The 18,145-nt window shown below is 55.2% G+C and carries 9 protein-coding genes and 1 pseudogene; 1 reads left to right on the top strand and 9 read right to left on the bottom strand.

Features of this window, described 5'->3' with window-relative positions; all coding sequences use genetic code 11:
• Nucleotides 1–180: 180 nt before the first annotated feature.
• Together U5O12_RS20185 and U5O12_RS20180 are read right to left on the bottom strand one after the other, a co-directional pair.
• Nucleotides 181–1,212, bottom strand: a complete 1,032-nt coding sequence (locus U5O12_RS20185) for an O-methyltransferase (protein WP_322580370.1) — start codon at nt 1,210–1,212, stop codon at nt 181–183.
• Nucleotides 1,182–2,570 (bottom strand): ATP-binding protein, encoded by a 1,389-nt coding sequence (locus tag U5O12_RS20180; RefSeq protein ID WP_322580369.1) that lies wholly within the window; start codon nt 2,568–2,570, stop codon nt 1,182–1,184. The genes U5O12_RS20185 and U5O12_RS20180 overlap by 31 nt, the downstream gene beginning before the upstream one ends.
• A 1,176-nt stretch (nt 2,571–3,746) precedes the next feature.
• Here U5O12_RS20180 and U5O12_RS20175 point away from each other — a divergent pair.
• Nucleotides 3,747–4,157 (top strand): annotated as a pseudogene (locus tag U5O12_RS20175) (transposase); the annotation flags it as partial.
• Nucleotides 4,158–4,308: 151 nt separating this feature from the next.
• Here U5O12_RS20175 and U5O12_RS20170 read toward each other — a convergent pair.
• From U5O12_RS20170 to U5O12_RS20140, 7 genes are all read right to left on the bottom strand, one after another.
• On the bottom strand, nt 4,309–10,209 hold the full coding sequence (locus U5O12_RS20170) for a calcium-binding protein (RefSeq protein WP_322580368.1): 5,901 nt from the start codon (nt 10,207–10,209) through the stop codon (nt 4,309–4,311).
• 46 nt (nt 10,210–10,255) lie between these two features.
• On the bottom strand, nt 10,256–11,029 hold the full coding sequence (locus U5O12_RS20165) for a hypothetical protein (RefSeq protein WP_322580367.1): 774 nt from the start codon (nt 11,027–11,029) through the stop codon (nt 10,256–10,258).
• Nucleotides 11,030–11,360: 331 nt separating this feature from the next.
• On the bottom strand, nt 11,361–12,812 hold the full coding sequence (locus tag U5O12_RS20160; protein ID WP_322580366.1) for an HlyD family type I secretion periplasmic adaptor subunit: 1,452 nt from the start codon (nt 12,810–12,812) through the stop codon (nt 11,361–11,363).
• Entirely contained in the window at nt 12,809–15,025 is a 2,217-nt protein-coding gene (locus U5O12_RS20155) for a type I secretion system permease/ATPase (protein ID WP_322580488.1), read from the bottom strand. Before U5O12_RS20155 ends, U5O12_RS20160 begins: the two co-directional genes overlap by 4 nt.
• 262 nt (nt 15,026–15,287) lie before the next feature.
• On the bottom strand, nt 15,288–16,025 hold the full coding sequence (istB, locus tag U5O12_RS20150) for an IS21-like element helper ATPase IstB (RefSeq protein WP_322580365.1): 738 nt from the start codon (nt 16,023–16,025) through the stop codon (nt 15,288–15,290).
• Nucleotides 16,019–17,590 (bottom strand): IS21 family transposase, encoded by a 1,572-nt coding sequence (gene istA / locus U5O12_RS20145; protein ID WP_322580364.1) that lies wholly within the window; start codon nt 17,588–17,590, stop codon nt 16,019–16,021. Before istA ends, istB begins: the two co-directional genes overlap by 7 nt.
• A 229-nt stretch (nt 17,591–17,819) precedes the next feature.
• Complete coding sequence (locus tag U5O12_RS20140; protein WP_322580363.1) at nt 17,820–18,071, bottom strand: helix-turn-helix domain-containing protein; 252 nt, start codon at nt 18,069–18,071, stop codon at nt 17,820–17,822.
• Nucleotides 18,072–18,145 lie beyond the last annotated feature (74 nt).

The following is an 18,145-nucleotide window of genomic DNA, read 5'->3' as shown; positions in this document are numbered from 1 at the left end:
TCCGCTCGAACAAAGAAACTGCGGCCACTGACAAGATCCCAGCTTCACAAGCGTGAACCTCCCAAGGGTTCTGGTAATTCATTGGATGAATTTTTGGTGGTCTACGTCTGGAATGCTTGTGAGGTGCGGATTCCGCTACCCCCTCTAACCACGAATGCAATTCAACCGACATTCCCACGTCTACAGTACAACCCTTGAAAATAGGGGGTAGGCACGGTAGAACTTTGCATAGTTCGCGAGCAACGACTTTGTAGTCGGAATGTTTTCCTGGTCGCTCGGGCAATATCCCAACTGATCGGCGAGGTAATCACCTGCATCCACTTCATCAGTAATCGGCAGCGCATTGTCTAAGGCCAGCCTTTCCTTTGCCGATAACGCAGGAACGCTAATCTCGATTGGAGAGGACCAATGGAGATTGCGAAACGGCCAATGATCGATCCGTGATTTTCCTAGAAAATCAGCTTTGTCTTGGTCATCTTTCGCATTGAGTATTACTCCAGTGACTGTCAACATCTGATGTCCACTGTCTTTATAGATGAAGGCAGACAGCGGCTGAAAATACTCTCCTGAAGCGCGTGCGGCCAAATCGCCTAGGCAGCTGCGAACGGCCTTGAGAAGAGTCGTTGGATAGTTTTTGGGCAAAACGTCATCGTCATTCAACTCGAACTTGCAATGATCTCCAAGTCGCTTTGCAAGCTCATGGCGTCGTTCCTCATGCAGAGCAACTCCTTTACTCTGGCCTCCAAGCGCCGATGGATTTGCATTCAAGGTAATTTTGGCTACATCGAAACGTCCGAGCTTGCCAACCAAGGAACGGAACTCCGAAAGTTGGACGTACAAATCCTTGGGGGCTGTGTAGTCGAGCCAGACGATATTCCCGTCCACGAACTCATGAGATCGCAGGAATTCCCCGCTAGTCACATTTTTGATCTGAATGAAAGCTGCCGGCTTATTGAACGCCTGCCGGGTACAAACGTTCTTGTCGCTCTCGATCGAAATCATCTTACTGATTCTTAACGTGGAATGAAGTGCCTGGAAGTCTTCGAGAAAGGGACCTCCAAATCCCACATAGGTGTAATCGGACACATTTGCAACGCGGGCGACTCGGGCAAGCACCTCGATAAAGAGGTTCCGCTCTATGGCCTTGTTTTCGCGAAGGTGATAAGCGACTGCACCGCCGCTCATATGCTCTGCGCCTTCTTCAAAGCCCATTCAAAAGTTGCTATTCCAACATCCGCAGGTTTCGCTTTGGCGTCTTCAAGCAGGTACGCCCCAATTGCCGCGATTTCCTCAATCGGTTTGGTGAATTGAATGCGTCGCGTTTTATTTTCCCGCGCGGGTTCTGGCAGCGTAGGTACGAACCGTCTCCCTTGAATGCCCTTCTTCACCGCCTTCCATTTGTCGGTAGGAATGCTGATCGCGGCCGACCGAATATCAATGGCTTTGACTGTGCCTTGAATATCGTCTCGCTCAGGAGACTGTGCTTTCCATTTGTTCGTAAAGCTAGTGAAATGTTTCAGCGCATCTCTCATGACCTCTTTCACGTGGCCGAACAGCTCAGAGTTCTGATCAATACCCCGTTTAGTGGTCGTGACCGGCAGCTTAATGGCATCGTTACATTTGAATATAACGATACCGGCGAGTGCGATGAATTGACTGTGATACGCCGGAACGCCCGCTTCGCCCCAACCGGTTAGCCTCGTCTTGTCTGAAGATACAACTACACGATCATTGCAAACTATCGTCCAGCCGGCACTCTCCTTATTGCGCACACCTTTCTCACTGTCTTCTTGCTCCTGATCCGTGGGAAGCTTTTCATACAGTCCCATTACCAAGTTTACGGTTACGCCATCATGCTCGGCTTCATAAACGTAAGGCTTGATACCGCCTCTTTCATCGAAATCATTCGCATCGAAAAGCGTCTGCAAAGTAGATGCTAAGACCAATTTGCCATTGACTTTTATTTCGAATCCTTTCTCGATGACGTAGCTGTAATGGCGCTGAACGACTTGGTGGAAATCGTCGACGAAGCCTCCTTTATCCTGGCTGAACGCAATGGCTACGGAGGGGTGAAGCTGATCGATATCGATTTTTGTGCCTGCGGCATTCAGGCTCGGCGCAGTGTTGCTCAACTCGAGTTCCCATTTGTCGTCGTCGTCAATCCAATTCTTGTCGATGGTTACTGAGAATCTGTCCTCACCGTGTCTGCTCTCTATGGTGCAATTCGTTCCGAGTTTAAAAATGGCTCTCTTCATACCAATGCCATAGACACCGACTGTCGCCAGATCTTGATCGCGGCCCCGGTCTTTTCTACCGAATCTGAAGGCGTGCTCTTCGGCCAACACTCGCGGGATTCCCCCGCAATTGTCCGCAATACGAAAATACGTGGGCTTTAGATCGATGTGTGCGTGACAGCCTTTGTACGGCAACTTCGGGTCTTTCGAACCGGAACGAAGTGCGCCGTCAATGCAGTTGTCCAGCAGATCAAGTATCGCGTCAGCCAACTCGATGTCTCGAGTCAGCATTTCGACAAAGAAACGTTTGGCCGGTGAGGCCTTGGCTATAGACATGAACTCCCCCTAAATTTTTCGACTGCAGATCGTCATCATGCCAGCTCAGGCTTTTCTATTTCTTGAACGAAGTCTAACAAGACTACCTAGATGCAATGGGTTCAGCGAAGAGCATGGCAGCTTTGTATCAGGGTATGCGTGACATTTCTAGCACCTGTTGCACTGGTCATGAAGTTTTCAAAAGCTCTAACGCCTGAAACATGTCTGGGCGAACAAGTGAGATCTCCAGGTTGACAAGATCCGCGTTTTCTTTGGGGTACTAGGATCGATTGCAAACCGAGAAAACTGTTGGAGTGGCCGAGCCGGTAATCGATCCGATTGAGATAAAATTTGCACCAACATAACCGCCACGCCTCTGTTTCCAGCATGCGCAACCTTGGCGGTTTTTTTATGGCATTTTTACTTTCATGCTGCACCGCCAATAGTGCGTGTTGCCGAAGGACCCGGTTTGTGCCAGTCTTGCGTCCATAACGCGATAGATCGCCAAACCATCAGGCACAGAAATGAACAACCGACAGCGCAAACGAAGAATTCAACAAGTCCTCCAGGGAAAGCTGAGCCTTTCGGAATCTATGCAGCAGTCTGCTGAAGGCAGAACTTGGGACAACATAGCGCCAATCGGATGCGAGTTCGGAAGTCCTGACTACGAGAGACTGATGGAGCAAGAGACGCTGGACTTGAAAGTCCGGCTAGCTGAGCTGGTCGCACGTGGCCAAGCGACTGCCACAGAAATGGGTCAGACTGAAAATCCGAGCGAACTGCCAGATGCATTTAATGTCCAAGCTGTGCTGCGCGACTGGGGTCACGAGGCAAGCGTACAGGTCGCAGCATCTGTATGGCGGTCCTGCTCGAGCCCAGTCTGTGCGGCTTGGCTGACGGGCGCAGAAACAGAGTCCTCGGCAAAGCGGGCTTTGTTCTACTACTGCTCACCGCAGTATCGCCAACCCACTTGACAGTCCAAGCGCGTCGTAGAGGCGTAAGAAAAAGATAGCTCTTGCTCCCTAGCAAATGATGAGATTATTTTTATGCGCGTTAAATTTAATGCGCGCATTCATTTGATCTGAAAATTGTCCACCAAGCGAAGGGAGTGTGTGATTTTTCTGTGTGAGGCAGACTTGCTGGTGAGCCTGTCAGGAATTTTGTGTGTGAGGCATAACATGTCACTAAGGAACATGAATGCCGAGCAAGACACGCAAGCCCAAAGCAGCACAGGTGCTGCCCACCATCCCCAAAGAACTCATTGACCAGTTTGTTAACGGCCCCATGAGCGCGGAGGCGGTCAATGCCGCTTCCATGGCGTTCAAGAAGGCGCTGATTGAGCGCGCCTTGGGCGCAGAGCTCACCCACCATCTGGGCTATGCCGCTGGTTCGGACAAGCCCAGCGAGGGCAAGAACCATCGCAACGGCGCCTCCGGCAAGACTGTCCTGACCGAGGATGGCCCTGTGCGCATCGAGGTGCCACGTGACCGCTCGGGCAGCTTCGAGCCCCTGCTGATCCCCAAGCACGAGCGCCGTTTCACCGGCTTTGACGACAAGATCGTGGCCATGTACGCACGCGGCATGACGGTGCGTGAGATCTGCGTATTCCGGTTGAACTGACCATCAATTCCGGGAGTCGCTGACCACCTCGACTCAAGATTCTTGTGCTGATCTGTAAAAAAAATCTGCGTGGAAACTGCCGCTTGTAAAAGAATGGGGCGCCGCCAGTATGGCAGCGCCCCATACTTATAGCCTCTTCTTATTGCCAGTTGGCCGCAATCACCGGCGCCAGCGAACTTGCATAGTTAGCAGGCAGTGTGGTTTGCCCTGCAGTTGGCGGCGAAAACGCAGCCATTGCACTCACCAAGTTCTGCACCTGGCTGTCTAGCAGCGTCTCGCCATCGCTAGTTTTGAACTGCTCTACGTGGTACTGGTTGCCCAGGTACCAATTGGTGAGCGTCGCCTTGTCAGAAGTGCCGATGATGCTGACTTCCAAGTTATTAGAAATCTTCTTGAACCAGAGTTGGTCACTTGCGATTCCACTCAGGAACTGCAGAACATCTGTATTGCCGGAGGTGCTGTCGTTCTCTTGAATCACATCGCTGGCATAACCGCGGCCAAACTGATAGGTGTCGTTGCCGATACCGCCGACCATGGTGTCATTACCTGCACCACCGTCGAGGATGTCGCTTCCTGTGTCACCGTTAAGGGTGTTATTGCCAGAGTTTCCGGTCAGAACGTTGTCGAGTTCATTACCTGTGCCATTGATGGCCGACGTACCAGTCAGAATCAGATTTTCAAGGTTGGCCCCTAAGAACAAGGTAACGGAAGACCTCACCGTATCGAAACCTTCAGCAGCAAGTTCAGTCACCACGTCGGTTGCAACGTTCACAACATAAGTGTCGTTTCCGGCACCACCCACCAAGGTGTCACTGCCGGCGCCTCCATCCAACGTATCGTTCCCGGCACCGCCGGTCAACGTGTTGTTCGCAGAATTCCCCAGCAAGATGTTGTCGAGTTCATTGCCTGTAGCGTTGATAACGGCAGAGCCGGTAAGGGTGAGGTTCTCCAAGTTGGAACCCAATGTCCAGGTAATAGAGGACTGAACAAGGTCGACACCCTCATTGATTGCCTCGGTAACAATGTCTGCGGTGTTGTCCACGACATAGATATCGTCTCCCAGGCCACCCACAAGGGTATCAGCGCCGGCACCGCCATTGAGTGTGTCGTTACCTGCGCCACCGGACAACGTATTGCTCGCAGAATTACCAACCAGAACGTTGTTAAGTGTATTACCGGAGCCATTGACGGCCGCAGTGCCTGTGAGCGTCAGGTTTTCCAGATTGCTACCCAAAGTCCAAGTGATGGAGGATTGAACTGTGTCCGTACCTTCATTGAGAGCTTCCGTAATGACGTCTCCGGCATTGTCGACAACGTAGGTATCGTCTCCGGTTCCGCCGATCAACGTATCAGCACCAGCTCCACCATTGAGGGTGTCGTTGCCGGCTCCACCTGTCAAGGTGTTGGCTCCAGAGTTACCGGTGAGGGTGTTGGCGAGCTCATTGCCTGTGCCATGGATAGCCGCAGAGCCTGTCAGCGTGAGCTTCTCCAGGTTTGCGCCCAAAGTCCAAGTGATAGACGATTGAACGGTGTCCGTGCCTTCATTGGCAGCTTCGGCAACGGCATCGCCAACGTTGTCAACCACGTAGGTATCGGCACCAACACCTCCGATCAAGGTGTCTGCACCAGCACCACCATTGAGGGTGTCATTGCCTGCTCCTCCAATCAAGGTATTGTTGGCAGAGTTGCCGAGCAACGAATTGTTCAATTCATTGCCGGTACCGTTTACTGCGGCAGTCCCTGTCAGAGTCAGCTTCTCCAGATTGGCTCCCAGTGTCCAAGTAATAGAAGATTGGACAGTGTCAGTTCCCTCGTTGAGGTTTTCGACAATACGATCATTGACATCGTCCACAACATAGATGTCATTGCCGCCAAGGCCAACCATGAAGTCGGAACCTGCTCCACCGTTAAGGGTGTTGGCCGCGGAGTTTCCAACCAGGGAGTTGTTGAAAGCGTTGCCAGTACCGTTGATTGCGGCGGTACCACTCAATGAGAGGTTTTCCAAATTGGCGCCCAAGGTCCAAGCAACACTAGAAACCACGGTATCCAATCCTTCATTGGCATTCTCTGTAACAGTATCTTTGGTTGAGTCGACGATATAGGTGTCGTCTCCCAAGCCTCCTACAAGGACATCGTTGCCCAGACCTCCATCAAATCGGTCATGGCCTGCTCCACCATTGAGCGTGTCGTTGCCTTCCAGGCCGAGGATGTTGTCTGAACCAGCTGTCCCCGTGAGCGAGTCGGCTGCTGTCGTACCTATCAAATCCGTCGTAACTGCATCAGCAATACGGCTGCTACTCCAGGTAGTACCGTCAGCAAATTGAATGGCTTCTATTTGATATGTTGTAGAACTAAACCAGTTGTTCACCGTGATCTGGTCGCCACCAGTGCCGACCTTGAGGACCAGGTGAACGCCGGAGCGAGTGGGCGTGACGGCTGCGGGCAGGATGCCTGGCCCAAACGTGAGCACATCGGTATGTGAGTAGTACTGGTTAGAGAACTCATTGATGGTGTCTTGACCATCTCCCAGATTGAAGACGTAAGTGTCGCTGGCCATGTTGCCAGACATGGTGTCATTACCCTTGCCGCCCATGAAAGTGGTGCCGGTGCCGCCATACAGCGTTGTGCTGTTGCTCATCGCATCGTCACCGTCACCGCCGTCCAGCGTGTCGCCACCCCCTACAGCTGTGAGTGTGTCGTTACCAGCACCGCCTCGCAGCACGTCATAAAACGCGCCCACACCGCTGAGGGTGTCGGCACCTTCGGTGCCGAACACCTCCAGTGCACGGGTGCTGACTTGGCTATTGCTCCATGTGGTGCCATCTGCAAACTTGATCTGCTCGATCTGGTAGAAACTGCCAGAGTCAGCAAACCAGTTGTTCACCGTGATCTGGTCGCCACCAGTGCCGACCTTGAGGACCAGGTGAACGCCGGAGCGAGTGGGCGTGACGGCTGAGGGCAGGATGCCTGGCCCAAACGTGAGCACATCGGTATGTGAGTAGTACTGGTTAGAGAACTCATTGATGGTGTCTTGACCATCTCCCAGATTGAAGACGTAAGTGTCGCTGGCCATGTTGCCAGACATGGTGTCATTACCCTTGCCGCCCATGAAAGTGGTGCCGGTGCCGCCATACAGCGTTGTGCTGTTGCTCATCGCATCGTCACCGTCACCGCCGTCCAGCGTGTCGCCACCCCCTACAGCTGTGAGTGTGTCGTTACCAGCACCGCCTCGCAGCACGTCATAAAACGCGCCCACACCGCTGAGGGTGTCGGCACCTTCGGTGCCGAACACCTCCAGTGCACGGGTGCTGACTTGGCTATTGCTCCATGTGGTGCCATCTGCAAACTTGATCTGCTCGATCTGGTAGAAACTGCCAGAGTCAGCAAACCAGTTGTTCACCGTGATCTGGTCGCCACCAGTGCCGACCTTGAGGACCAGGTGAACGCCGGAGCGAGTGGGCGTGACGGCTGAGGGCAGGATGCCTGGCCCAAACGTGAGCACATCGGTATGTGAGTAGTACTGGTTAGAGAACTCATTGATGGTGTCTTGACCATCTCCCAGATTGAAGACGTAAGTGTCGCTGGCCATGTTGCCAGACATGGTGTCATTACCCTTGCCGCCCATGAAAGTGGTGCCGGTGCCGCCATACAGCGTTGTGCTGTTGCTCATCGCATCGTCACCGTCACCGCCGTCCAGCGTGTCGCCACCCCCTACAGCTGTGAGTGTGTCGTTACCCTCAAACCCGAATAGTTGGTCAGCTCCGTTTCCGCCTGTAATGAGGTTATTGTTTGTGTTACCCCATACGATTTCTCCGGCATTGGATGCAGAGTAAGTGGTGCCCGTCAGTCCCAATGAGGCAATCCGCTCAGTAGCAAGAAGCGCTTGAACATCCGGTGTGACCGTAATGTTGTTCAAAACGTTTTTGAGTGTCTTGTAGACCTCCAGGCCCACAGCTTGGGCAGAGGTATTTGCGTACTTCCTTAGCTCAAGTAAATCAAGCACCGTGTTGTATGCGTCTTGGTTGGCCTTGGTAGATGCCAACGCCAAAACGCCAGATGTATCAAACTGCACCCCTGACTCATCAATCACCAGCTCCACCGCATCTAAATACGGCTTCAACCGCGTCTGCACCACCAGCGCCCCGTACACCGACTCGCGCAGGGACTCATAGGCCTGCAGCAGGATGGGCGCTTGGTTTGCAAACACGTTGTAGGTGCTCACGCCGTTGCTGACCGTGGGGGCCTGCATACCGGAGTCGGCCACGTTCATGCCATTGAAGACCTCAAGCACCGGGATATAGGCCTGCAGCTTGGCCGAGGTGGCCGCATCCCCCGTGAGCACAAAGCGCCGTGTCGGGTCATCGGCCGTTGGCAGGGCATGCGCCTGGTTGCTATCCGCCCACAGGCGCAGCACGTCGTCCAACAGCGCCATTTGTGCATCTTTGGTGGTGGCATTGGCAAAATTTTGCACAGCCGCCGCCAACGCGTCGCCTTGGGGTGTGCCCAGGCTCATGGCCTCGCGCAAATCCCGCACCCACCCACTCCCCCGCATCTCCGGCAGCCCCTGCGCCAGCGTCGTGGGCGCAATGGGGGTAGTGAACTCCCGGTAAAACGGGTTCACGCCCAAGAACAGGTTGGCCGCAGTGGTGTCGCCCGCCACGCTCACGGTTTCTGCCAGGGTGGTGGTGCCGTTGGTGCGGGTTACGGTGGCGGTGCCGCTGACCGTGTTGCCGTTGCCAAGATTCTGGGTGGTGGTGCTGGCGTTCAGGCCAATGCTGGCGATGTTCTTTTGTGCCAGGGTAAAAAGCTCGGTGCCTTGGCTGATGCCGTCCTGGTTGCTGTCTTGCCAGATGCGCACTTGGCCAAAAGCGGTGTCATTGGCATCAAAGAGGTTGTCACCATTGCTGTCCAGGGTCTTGAGGGCTGCAAAGCCGGTGCTGGCGTAGGTGGCATCCACCCCCACGGTGCCCGAGAGCAGGGTGTCCACACCAAACAGTTCCCGCCCGGAGTCAATCAGCCCGTTGTTGTTGCGGTCCAGCACCAGCCAGCCGTCATCGCCCTTGACCCAGCCGGTGCCGGTTTTAATGCCATCGGCGTTGTGGTCAAAGAGCACAGGGCTGGTGCCCACGCCCACGGTTTCGATGCCGTCGCCGTCCAGGTCTATGGCCAGGGGGTCGCGGGGGGCGGCGGGGCGGGTGGAGACTCCGGTGCGGTAGTTGCCGCTTACGTTGCCGTTGATGTCGTAGTCGATGTCGTTGATGCCAGCAGAGTCTTCCACGAATTCTCTATAAAGCAAATCGCTGATAAGGTCCCACCCCCTGTCATTGAGTTCAGCAGCGGCCGCGATGATTACCCTTGCATAGGCCTGACCGGCATCCGTCTTCAGACTAAGGGCTTCTTTCCCCATGTTTTCGAATACCTTGGCTATGGAATCCAAAAATCCGCCATTGCCCGGTAACGCTGGAAACTGTTGGGCTACGTCGGCAATGGCTTTTGAATTGACATCGATGAATTTATCCAATTCGCCGGGCTTGCTCATGATCCAATCGCCAACGGTTTTTTCTTCTCTGGTTATTGGATCGCGGTAGATGTCGTTCCAGTGATAGAAGGAACCACCCCAGCCACCGAGCGTAATGCCACCCACTGCCAACGAAGTTCCGATGTCATTCGACAACTGGGTCGTGAAATCAGGCAAACCATTGCCGTCAACAATTTGCCTTGCAATGTTCTTGGCAATTGAGTCTGAAACTGTGTTGAGATCCGCACTCTTGCCATCGCGTGCCAATCCACGTGTGGCAACAGTTCGAATAAATACTGCTGCGGGGTCGCTGGTATCGTTGGCGTTGACGGCACCCGCTTTGCTGTACCAAAAATAAATGCTGGAGTTTGCGCCACCAGGTACTGCAATGGAGCCATCACGTATGCCCTGCGCAATGGCGTTGTACATCCCAGAGTAATCTTGGTGCACACCCTCTGGTGCATTGGCAATGGCTTGAATCTCTGCGTATAGGGTCGGATTGAGTGTTGCGATGGTAGACATATGGTTTCCTGTTTTCAGTGTTTGGGTAAAGTCGTTGTATTGATATTCACGGTTGTTCCAAGACATTGCGCTCATGCATCAGTTGCCAGAACTTGGCATCAATTTCGCGCCACTTGGCAGCGTGCTTGGCGTGGGTGCGCCATTGGATAGTTAGACCACCGTAAGCTTTTGTGAAATAAGAAACTCTCATCAAAGGGCGCAGTGCGTTTGGTGACTTTGTGAAGTCCGGTAGGTTGTCAATATCTACCCTTGCCCACTCACCGGGCAATATCTCACCCAAGCAAGATTTGCTATCACCTGGGTCGTAGCACTGCATTCCGTACATTTCCTTTGGCGGATGTTTCTGCCAATAGTCGCCTGTGCGTGTCCAAGTCGTGCGCCTATCTCTCGCGCCGGGTGGGTTGTTGGCATAGTCTTCTTTGCTCCACGGGGCAATATTCCAAACAGTTACAACGTTATCGTCCCGACGTTCCATTGGATAGGTAGCGAAATAGGCAGTCGGGTCAGCCAAACCTTGCACACCAGGGATAAGAAACTCCATGCTCGTGAATTTTGTGGAACCCAACGCTTGGGGAATTGGAAACGAGGCGCGCAATGCAGCCTTGTCAACTAACACTTTTCCTGCTCTGTGCTCCTGTTCTGCTTCATATGGAATTGCAGCAAAGTGCAATTCATCACTTAAGTAGTACACGACAGGTTTCGACATGTCGGGAACGGGCGGGCTTGCATACTTGCGGTACAGCAATATCCCTGTCGCAGCGATCACCAATACGATGAGTGCGAGATTTGGATTGAAGTAGCGGAAGAGAAACTTTTTCATAGGCACCTTGTGGAAGTTGGGCGGCGAGCATCGCGCTTTAATGATGGCCAAGTCTTTGATGTTTTATTTGTGAAGTGAAGGGAGTAACCCCCGCACCTATTGCGCAAGCAGCTATCAACTCTGTAGCACTTTCGCCTCTGGCGGCTATTTCTCTGTAACCGCAAATCCCGCACCCACCCACTCCCCCGCATCTCCGGCAGCCCCTGCGCCAGCGTCGTGGGCGCAATCGGGGTAGTGAACTCCCGGTAAAACGGGTTCACGCCCAAGAACAGGTTGGTCGCTGTGGTGTCGCCTGCCACGCTGCAATAAATAACTTCATTGATACTCTTCATCACCTCTCCCTCAAACTCTCGTTACCCATCTTCTGCACCGGGCTCAGCAGGAATTCGATGATTCTTCGTTTCCCCGTCTTGATCTCCGCAGTGATGTTCATCCCGGGACTGATAGGTATTTGCTTTCCGTCAATCAACATGTCCTTCTTCTCCAGCGTCAAGATGGCCGGGTAAAAGCTACCCCGCTTCTCATCCGTCACCGCATCCGCCGACACGTTGTCCACCCTGGCCTTGACCGTGCCGTACTTGGTAAAGCTAAAGGTCTCCAGCTTGATCTCTGCGGCTTGGCTGGCATTCACAAACCCGATGTCCTGATTGGCAATGGCCACTTCCGCCGTCACTTGCGTGGCATCGGGAACAACCACCATGAGCTGCTGGGCACTGGTGACCACTCCGCCGGTGGTGTGAATAGCCAGTTGCTGCACCGTGCCGTCTACCGGAGAGACGAGCTGGGTCTGCTTTTCTCTCTGGGCGGCTTTGGAGGTATCCGCACTGAGCTGGATGCGTTTGGTACTGGCCTGGGCGTAGCGGTCGTTGAGCTGGCGCTGGGTTTCTGCTTTGTAGGCGGCTTTGGTTTGTTCAGTTTCTGCGGCGGTAGCCATTGCTTCGCTGAGTCTAGCTCTCTGGGTGGCCAGGTCGCGTTCCAGCTCCACCCGCTCCCGTGTCTTGTCTTGGGTGGCGTGGCTGGAGATAAAGCCTTGGTCCACCAGCCGGGTGAAGTCGGCCTCCCGGCTTTGGGCCATGGGAACGGTGGCTTCCAGCTTGGCGATGCTGGCTTTGACGGTGGCGATCTCGGCCTGGCGGCGGTTGCTTTCGGCATCGAGCTTGGAGAGCTTGGCGCTGATGTCTTGCCACTCTGCTTGAAGTTGGGCCTGGAGTTGGGCTTGTAGCTGGGCCTTGGATTGTGGGTTAGTGCTCAAATCACCCTCTAGACCTCTCAGTACCTGCGCGAACAGCTTCTCTTTTGATAGCAATTGCAGCAGAGCGTTGGTGCGCTGTTCTTCACTCAGGGCGGCTTTGTACTGCTCTTGCACGCTGGCCTTGTCGGCACTGGCCATGGTGGGGTCCAGCTCCACCAGCACTTGGCCGGCATGCACCTTGTCACCGTCTTTAACCAGCACGGCTTTGACGACACTGGCTTCCAGGGGTTGGATGACCTTGGTGCGGTCGGAGACGATGATGCGGCCGGGGGCGGTGGCGACGATGTCTACTTCACCCACCATGGCCCAGACCAGGCCTAGGACAAACAGGCCCATGAGCAGATAGGCCAGGCGGCGGGGTGCCGGGTGCACCGGGGTGTCTTGCAAACTGAGGGCTGCGGGTAGGAAGGCGACTTCGTCGGCCAATCTTGCCGGGCCCGCCAGTTCTTTGCGGTGGGCCCAGGCGGCTGCAAAGATGGCTTGGTAGCGCTGCAGCAGCTCTAGCGTGGGGTGGCGGGGTGTTGCGCTCATGCCTGTGCCTCCACATCTGTCTCCACTTTCACCCCATCCTGCATGGCCCACAGGTGGGCGTACAGCCCCTTGGGCTTCTGGATCAAGGCTTCGTGTGGTCCCGCTTCCACGATGTGGCCCTTCTCCATGACGATGATGCGGTGGGCGTTTCTGACGGCAGACAGGCGATGGGCAATGATGAGCACGGTTCTGCCCTGGCAGATGTACTGCATGTTTTTCTGGATGATGGCCTCTGACTCGTAGTCCAAGGCACTGGTGGCTTCGTCCAGGATCAGGATGCGGGGGTTGGTGAACAGGGCTCGGGCTATGGCCACGCGTTGGCGCTGGCCACCCGAGAGACTGCCGCCCTGCTCACCCACCACGGTGTCGTAGCCTTCGGGCAGTTCGCTGATGAAGTCGTGCGCACCGGCCAGTTGGGCCACGCGCATCACCGCTTCGATGGGGGCGGCCGGGTCGGCAATGGCGATGTTTTCTCGGATGGAGCGGTTGAAGAGCAGGTTTTCTTGAAGGACTACGCCAACTTGGCGGCGCAGTTGGGCAGCGTCTATCAGGCTGATGTCGATGCCGTCGACCAGCAATCTGCCGCCTTCGGGGCTGTACAGGCGCTGGACCAACTTGGTCAGGGTGCTCTTGCCGGAGCCTGATCGGCCCACGATGCCGATGATTTCGCCGGGGCGGATGTCCAGGCTGATGCCGTTCAGAACCGGTGCCGCTTCGGGGCGATAGCGAAAGACCACTTTGTCCAGGGTGATGCGGCCCTTCAATGCAGGAAGCTGGGCGGTGCTGCTGGGAGGAACTTCGGTGCGGGTGTTCAAGATGTCGCCCAAGCGGGCGACCGAGATGCCGGTCTGTTGGAAGTCGGTCCATAGCTGGGCCATGCGCATGATGGGCTGGGAGACCCGGCCTGCAAACATGTTGAAGGCGACGAACTGACCCACGCTGAGTTGGTTCTCCATCACCAGGTGGGCGCCGTACCACAGCGTGGCGGCATTCACCAGCTTGCCAATCAGGTTGACGCCCTCATGGGCCACGCTGGCCAGGTTCTGGGTTTTGAAGGAGGCGGAGACGTAAGACGCGAGTTGGGTGTCCCAGCGTTTGGCGAAGCTGGGCTCCAACGCTGTGGCTTTGACGGTCTGGATGCCGGTGACGGTTTCCACCAGCATGGACTGGTTTTCTGCACCGCGGGCGAACTTGACGTCCAGGCGGGCCCGCAGGATGGGGACCACGGCCAAGGAGAGGCCAAAGTACAACGGCAGGCTGACCAGCACGATGAGGGTCAAGGGCACGCTGTAGAAGAACATGACGGCGATGAAGACCACCGAGAAGACCACGTCCAGCAACACGGTCATGGCGTTGCCGGTGAGGAAGCTGCGGATGTTTTCCAGCTCACGCACGCGGGCAATGGAGTCGCCGACACGGCGGGCTTGGAAGTACGAGAGGGGGAGTTGGATCAGATGGCGGAAGAGCCGGGCGCCGAGTTCGACGTCGATGCGGCTGGTGGTGTGGCTGAAGACGTAGGCGCGTAGCGCATTGAGGACTGACTCAAACACCACCACTATGACCAATCCAATGACCAACACGTCCAGGGTGGTCATGCCTTTGTGAACCAAGACCTTGTCCATCACCACCTGGAAGAACAAGGGGGAGACCAGGGCGAAGAGCTGCAGCATGAAGCTGATCAAGAGCACTTCGCCCAAGAGTTTTCGGTATTTGACGAGGCTGGGGATGAACCAGGTGAAGTCAAACTTGGCCAACGAACCAGCCAAGGAAGCCCGGCTGGTGATCAGGATGAGTTCGCCGGTCCATTGGGTGGCAAAGACTTCGCTGGACTCGATGGTGGGGCCGGAAGCTGCACCGGGAACAGGGGCCTTGGCCAGGTCCTGAAACAACACACGTTTGCCGTCACTTTGGGCCAGGATGACGACGCGCAGGGAACCGTCGTCGGTGTGCATGACGGCCAACGCTGGCAGGGGGAGCAGGCCCAGACGGGCAATCGAGGAACGGCTGAGTTTTGCTTTAAGGCCCAAGTGTTGGGCGGCGCGCAGCAGGTCGTCGGTGGTGATTGCGTCAGTGCTGGCGATGCCCAGTTGGTGGGCCAGCGTGGCGGGGTCGGAGGCTACTTGGTGGAAACGGGCGATGGCGCAGAGGGATGACAAGGCCGCTGCGCCAGCAGACGGACTGGCCGACGTTGTATCTCGTTGGGTTGCACTGATCTCTGGCCCGCTTGGACCTGCTGTCTCGGACACGAATTCCCCTCAAATCCATCTCCTTCCGAATGAAGGGACATTTAAATTGGGCGAACTTTACATTTCTTCACAAGTTTGCGGTATCCCCCATTCGGGTGAATTTGCAGAAACTGCGAGAAAAACTCTTGATGTGAATATGCCAATAGTTCCGAGAATTCCAGCAACAGATCGGTCTCCGTAGACTTCCGTGTACCAGTGGCAATCTCGTCAGACTGCCACTGATAGCAAGTTACGGTTTCGCCGCGCGCGTTTTACGCAAAGAGTCTCCTTGCAGCTCAATTCGGTGGGCGCTATGCACCATGCGATCCAGGATGGCGTCTGCAAGCGTTGGATCACCAATGTAGTCATGCCACTGCGGAACCGGCAGCTGTGAGGTGATGGCCAGCGAACCACCGCCGGTGCGGTCATCCACAACCTCCATCAGATCCTGCCGATTGCGGTTAGTCAGTGAGGACAGGCCCCAGTCGTCGAGAATCAACAGCTTGGCTTTGGATAGCTGCATGCGCAACGTGGGCAGACTGCCGTCGCCACGGGCGATTTCCAATTCCTCCAGCAAACGGGTGAACCGGTAGTAGACCACCGGCAGACCCCTGCGGATCGCCTGATGGCCCAGTGCGCAGGCCAGCCAGGTTTTACCCACCCCGGTTGGACCGGTCAGGATGAGATGCTGGCCATGGTCGATCCAATCACAATTGGCCAAGCTGGCAATCTGCCGTTTGTCCAATCCTCGGGTGGACTTGTAATCGATGTCTTCGACACTGGCCCCAACCTTCATGCGTGCGTTTTTGGTGAGGCGTTTGAGGCGTCGGTTGTCCCTGGCCAGGCGCTCTGCATCCACCAGCATGGAAATCCGGTCTTCGAAAGAAAGGCTATGAATGGCGGTGTTGATGCTCTGGTGTTCCAGTGCCTGCGCCATCCCGATCAGTTTGAGTTTGCGCAAGCCCTCTAATGTCTGTTCAATTAGCATGGTGTAGCTCCAGATTTTTCGAAATAGGCGGCTCCGCGCAGGTTGTAGTGCAGCGGCAGGTTGTGGTCATTGAGGCCCTCGTCTTGCTTTGTGCGTAAGCGACCTGTGTTCAGGATGGATCGCACGCTTTTGAGGGTCGGAGACTTGATTTCCAGAGCCCGCAGGCATGCCGCCTCCACCACTTCATTGCCATGCTGCCGCGCGAGCTTTTGAATGCCTTCACATGCCGGCATGTTCATCTGTGGAACCTTGCGGTCCAGCAAGCGGTGGATAACACCTGCGGTGCTGACACCCACGGTTTGAGCCCAGGCCTTGAACTTCTCGGGCGTACGCTCGGCGTAAGCACGATGGTTGGGCGGCTGGTGGCTTGGATCTGTGGTGTGAGCTCCCGACACATGGCTTCGCGCATGGCTGGCAACGCGCGAGCCTGTCTGAAAAACCTCTACCGTTGATGCGGTCAAGCGAACCTCCACTTGTTGCCGTACCAGGTGATGAGGTACCGAATACCAATGGCCATCCGCTTGCACGTGGTAGTCTGAGTGGACAGTTTGTGGCGCGGACCATTCTGCGAATTCGTACCGGGCGGCAGGCAAGGCTTGCATATGCTCTCGCTCCATCTCTTGAAAGCGTGAGCGTCGGCAACCGGGAATCTTCTGAAAAGGTCGGTTGTTCAGAATTTCTACGAGCCGAGCAATCTCTTTGTTGAGCTCCGCCAAGGAGAAGAATTTCATATTTCGCAGAGGAGCCAAGATCATGCGCTGCGCGATCAGAACACCGCCTTCTACCTTGGGTTTGTCCTTGGGCTTTCTGGCGCGCGCCGGCAGAACCACCAAGTCGTAGTGCCGGGCCATGTCCTCGTAGGTGCGGTTGATCAAAGGCTCACGTCCAGACTTGGTCACGGCTGAACGCAAGTTGTCGGGCACAACGACCAGTGGAGCCCCTTCAAAATACTCCAGCATTTGGACATTGACTTGGATCCATTCGGGGAGCTTCTGGCGAGGGATTGCGACTGCATAGGTCAAATTGGAATACCCCAGTACCGCAACGAATAGCTCGACGTGAATGATCTCCCCCGTCTGCTGGTCAATGTAGTGCGGGCGCTTGCCAGAAAAGTCCACGAACACGGCATGGCCGGGCACATGGGTCTGGCGCATCGACAGATTGAGCTTCTGTTGGTGCTCGCGTAAATGGAAGGCGTATTGTGAGTAGGACAGTGCATCGTCAGGGCCCTGGAGCCGGTACTCCTCCCACAGCAACTGTCGGGTGACGCCTACTTTGTTCAGCTCTTTGGCAACCTCAGAAAGGTCGGGCATGCGCTTGGCAATCAAACGGCCTTTGGCGCGGTTGAATTTGGCATCCAGTTCAGCTGGCGCCAAGTTGGAGATGTCGTCCCACGCCAACTGCGCAGCGGCGGCGGCATTTCTGTACCGCTTCACGGTATTACGGGTTACTGCCAAGGAAGCGGCGATCTGGGTTAGAGGCATTCTGGTGGTCAACACCAGCCTCAAGATGTCTTTTATCTTGCTCATAAGTTCTTCATTGATGACGCCGCTGGTGTTGACCATGCAAGTCAACGGTCAATGGCGCGTTCGAGAAAAAGCAGGATGCACTGAGCCAACACCGGGCAGCGATTCAAAGAAGAATCGACATCTCTCGGTTGACGCTCGGAATAGCTGACGCCATAATGAGGATAGAACACCGATCAAATGTTCATCCCCTTGAAGGCCCTATGAGTTCGTAGCTCTGGGGCCTTCTTCCTTTGTGTACCCTGCGCTGCTGGTGCGTGGGGTTTACTTAGGTCATAGGCGGCCCTCCCCGCACAGCGTCAATCGGATTGACCGCAGCTTTCTGCATTGCAGGAACTGGTGGCAGAGATCCGCTTTTCTGGGCTTCCAGCCACACCTCTACCTCTGTTTTGATGAAAAGGCGGCGTTTACCCACCCGGAATGACGGCGGCATAGGCATGCCCATACTCAGACGATTTCTGGCCGTGTGGTCAGAAATTCTTAACATCTTGCTGATTTCAGAGAGCGTCAAAGTATCCATGGCATACCCAAAAAGTGACTGATTCACACCGAATCGGGATGCTACGGACTATGGCAAACTGAATCTACTGCGAT

The sequence above is a fragment of the Rhodoferax sp. genome (assembly GCF_034519335.1).
GTDB lineage: Bacteria > Pseudomonadota > Gammaproteobacteria > Burkholderiales > Burkholderiaceae_C > Allorhodoferax.
This window is presented reverse-complemented; position numbering and strand designations above follow the sequence as displayed.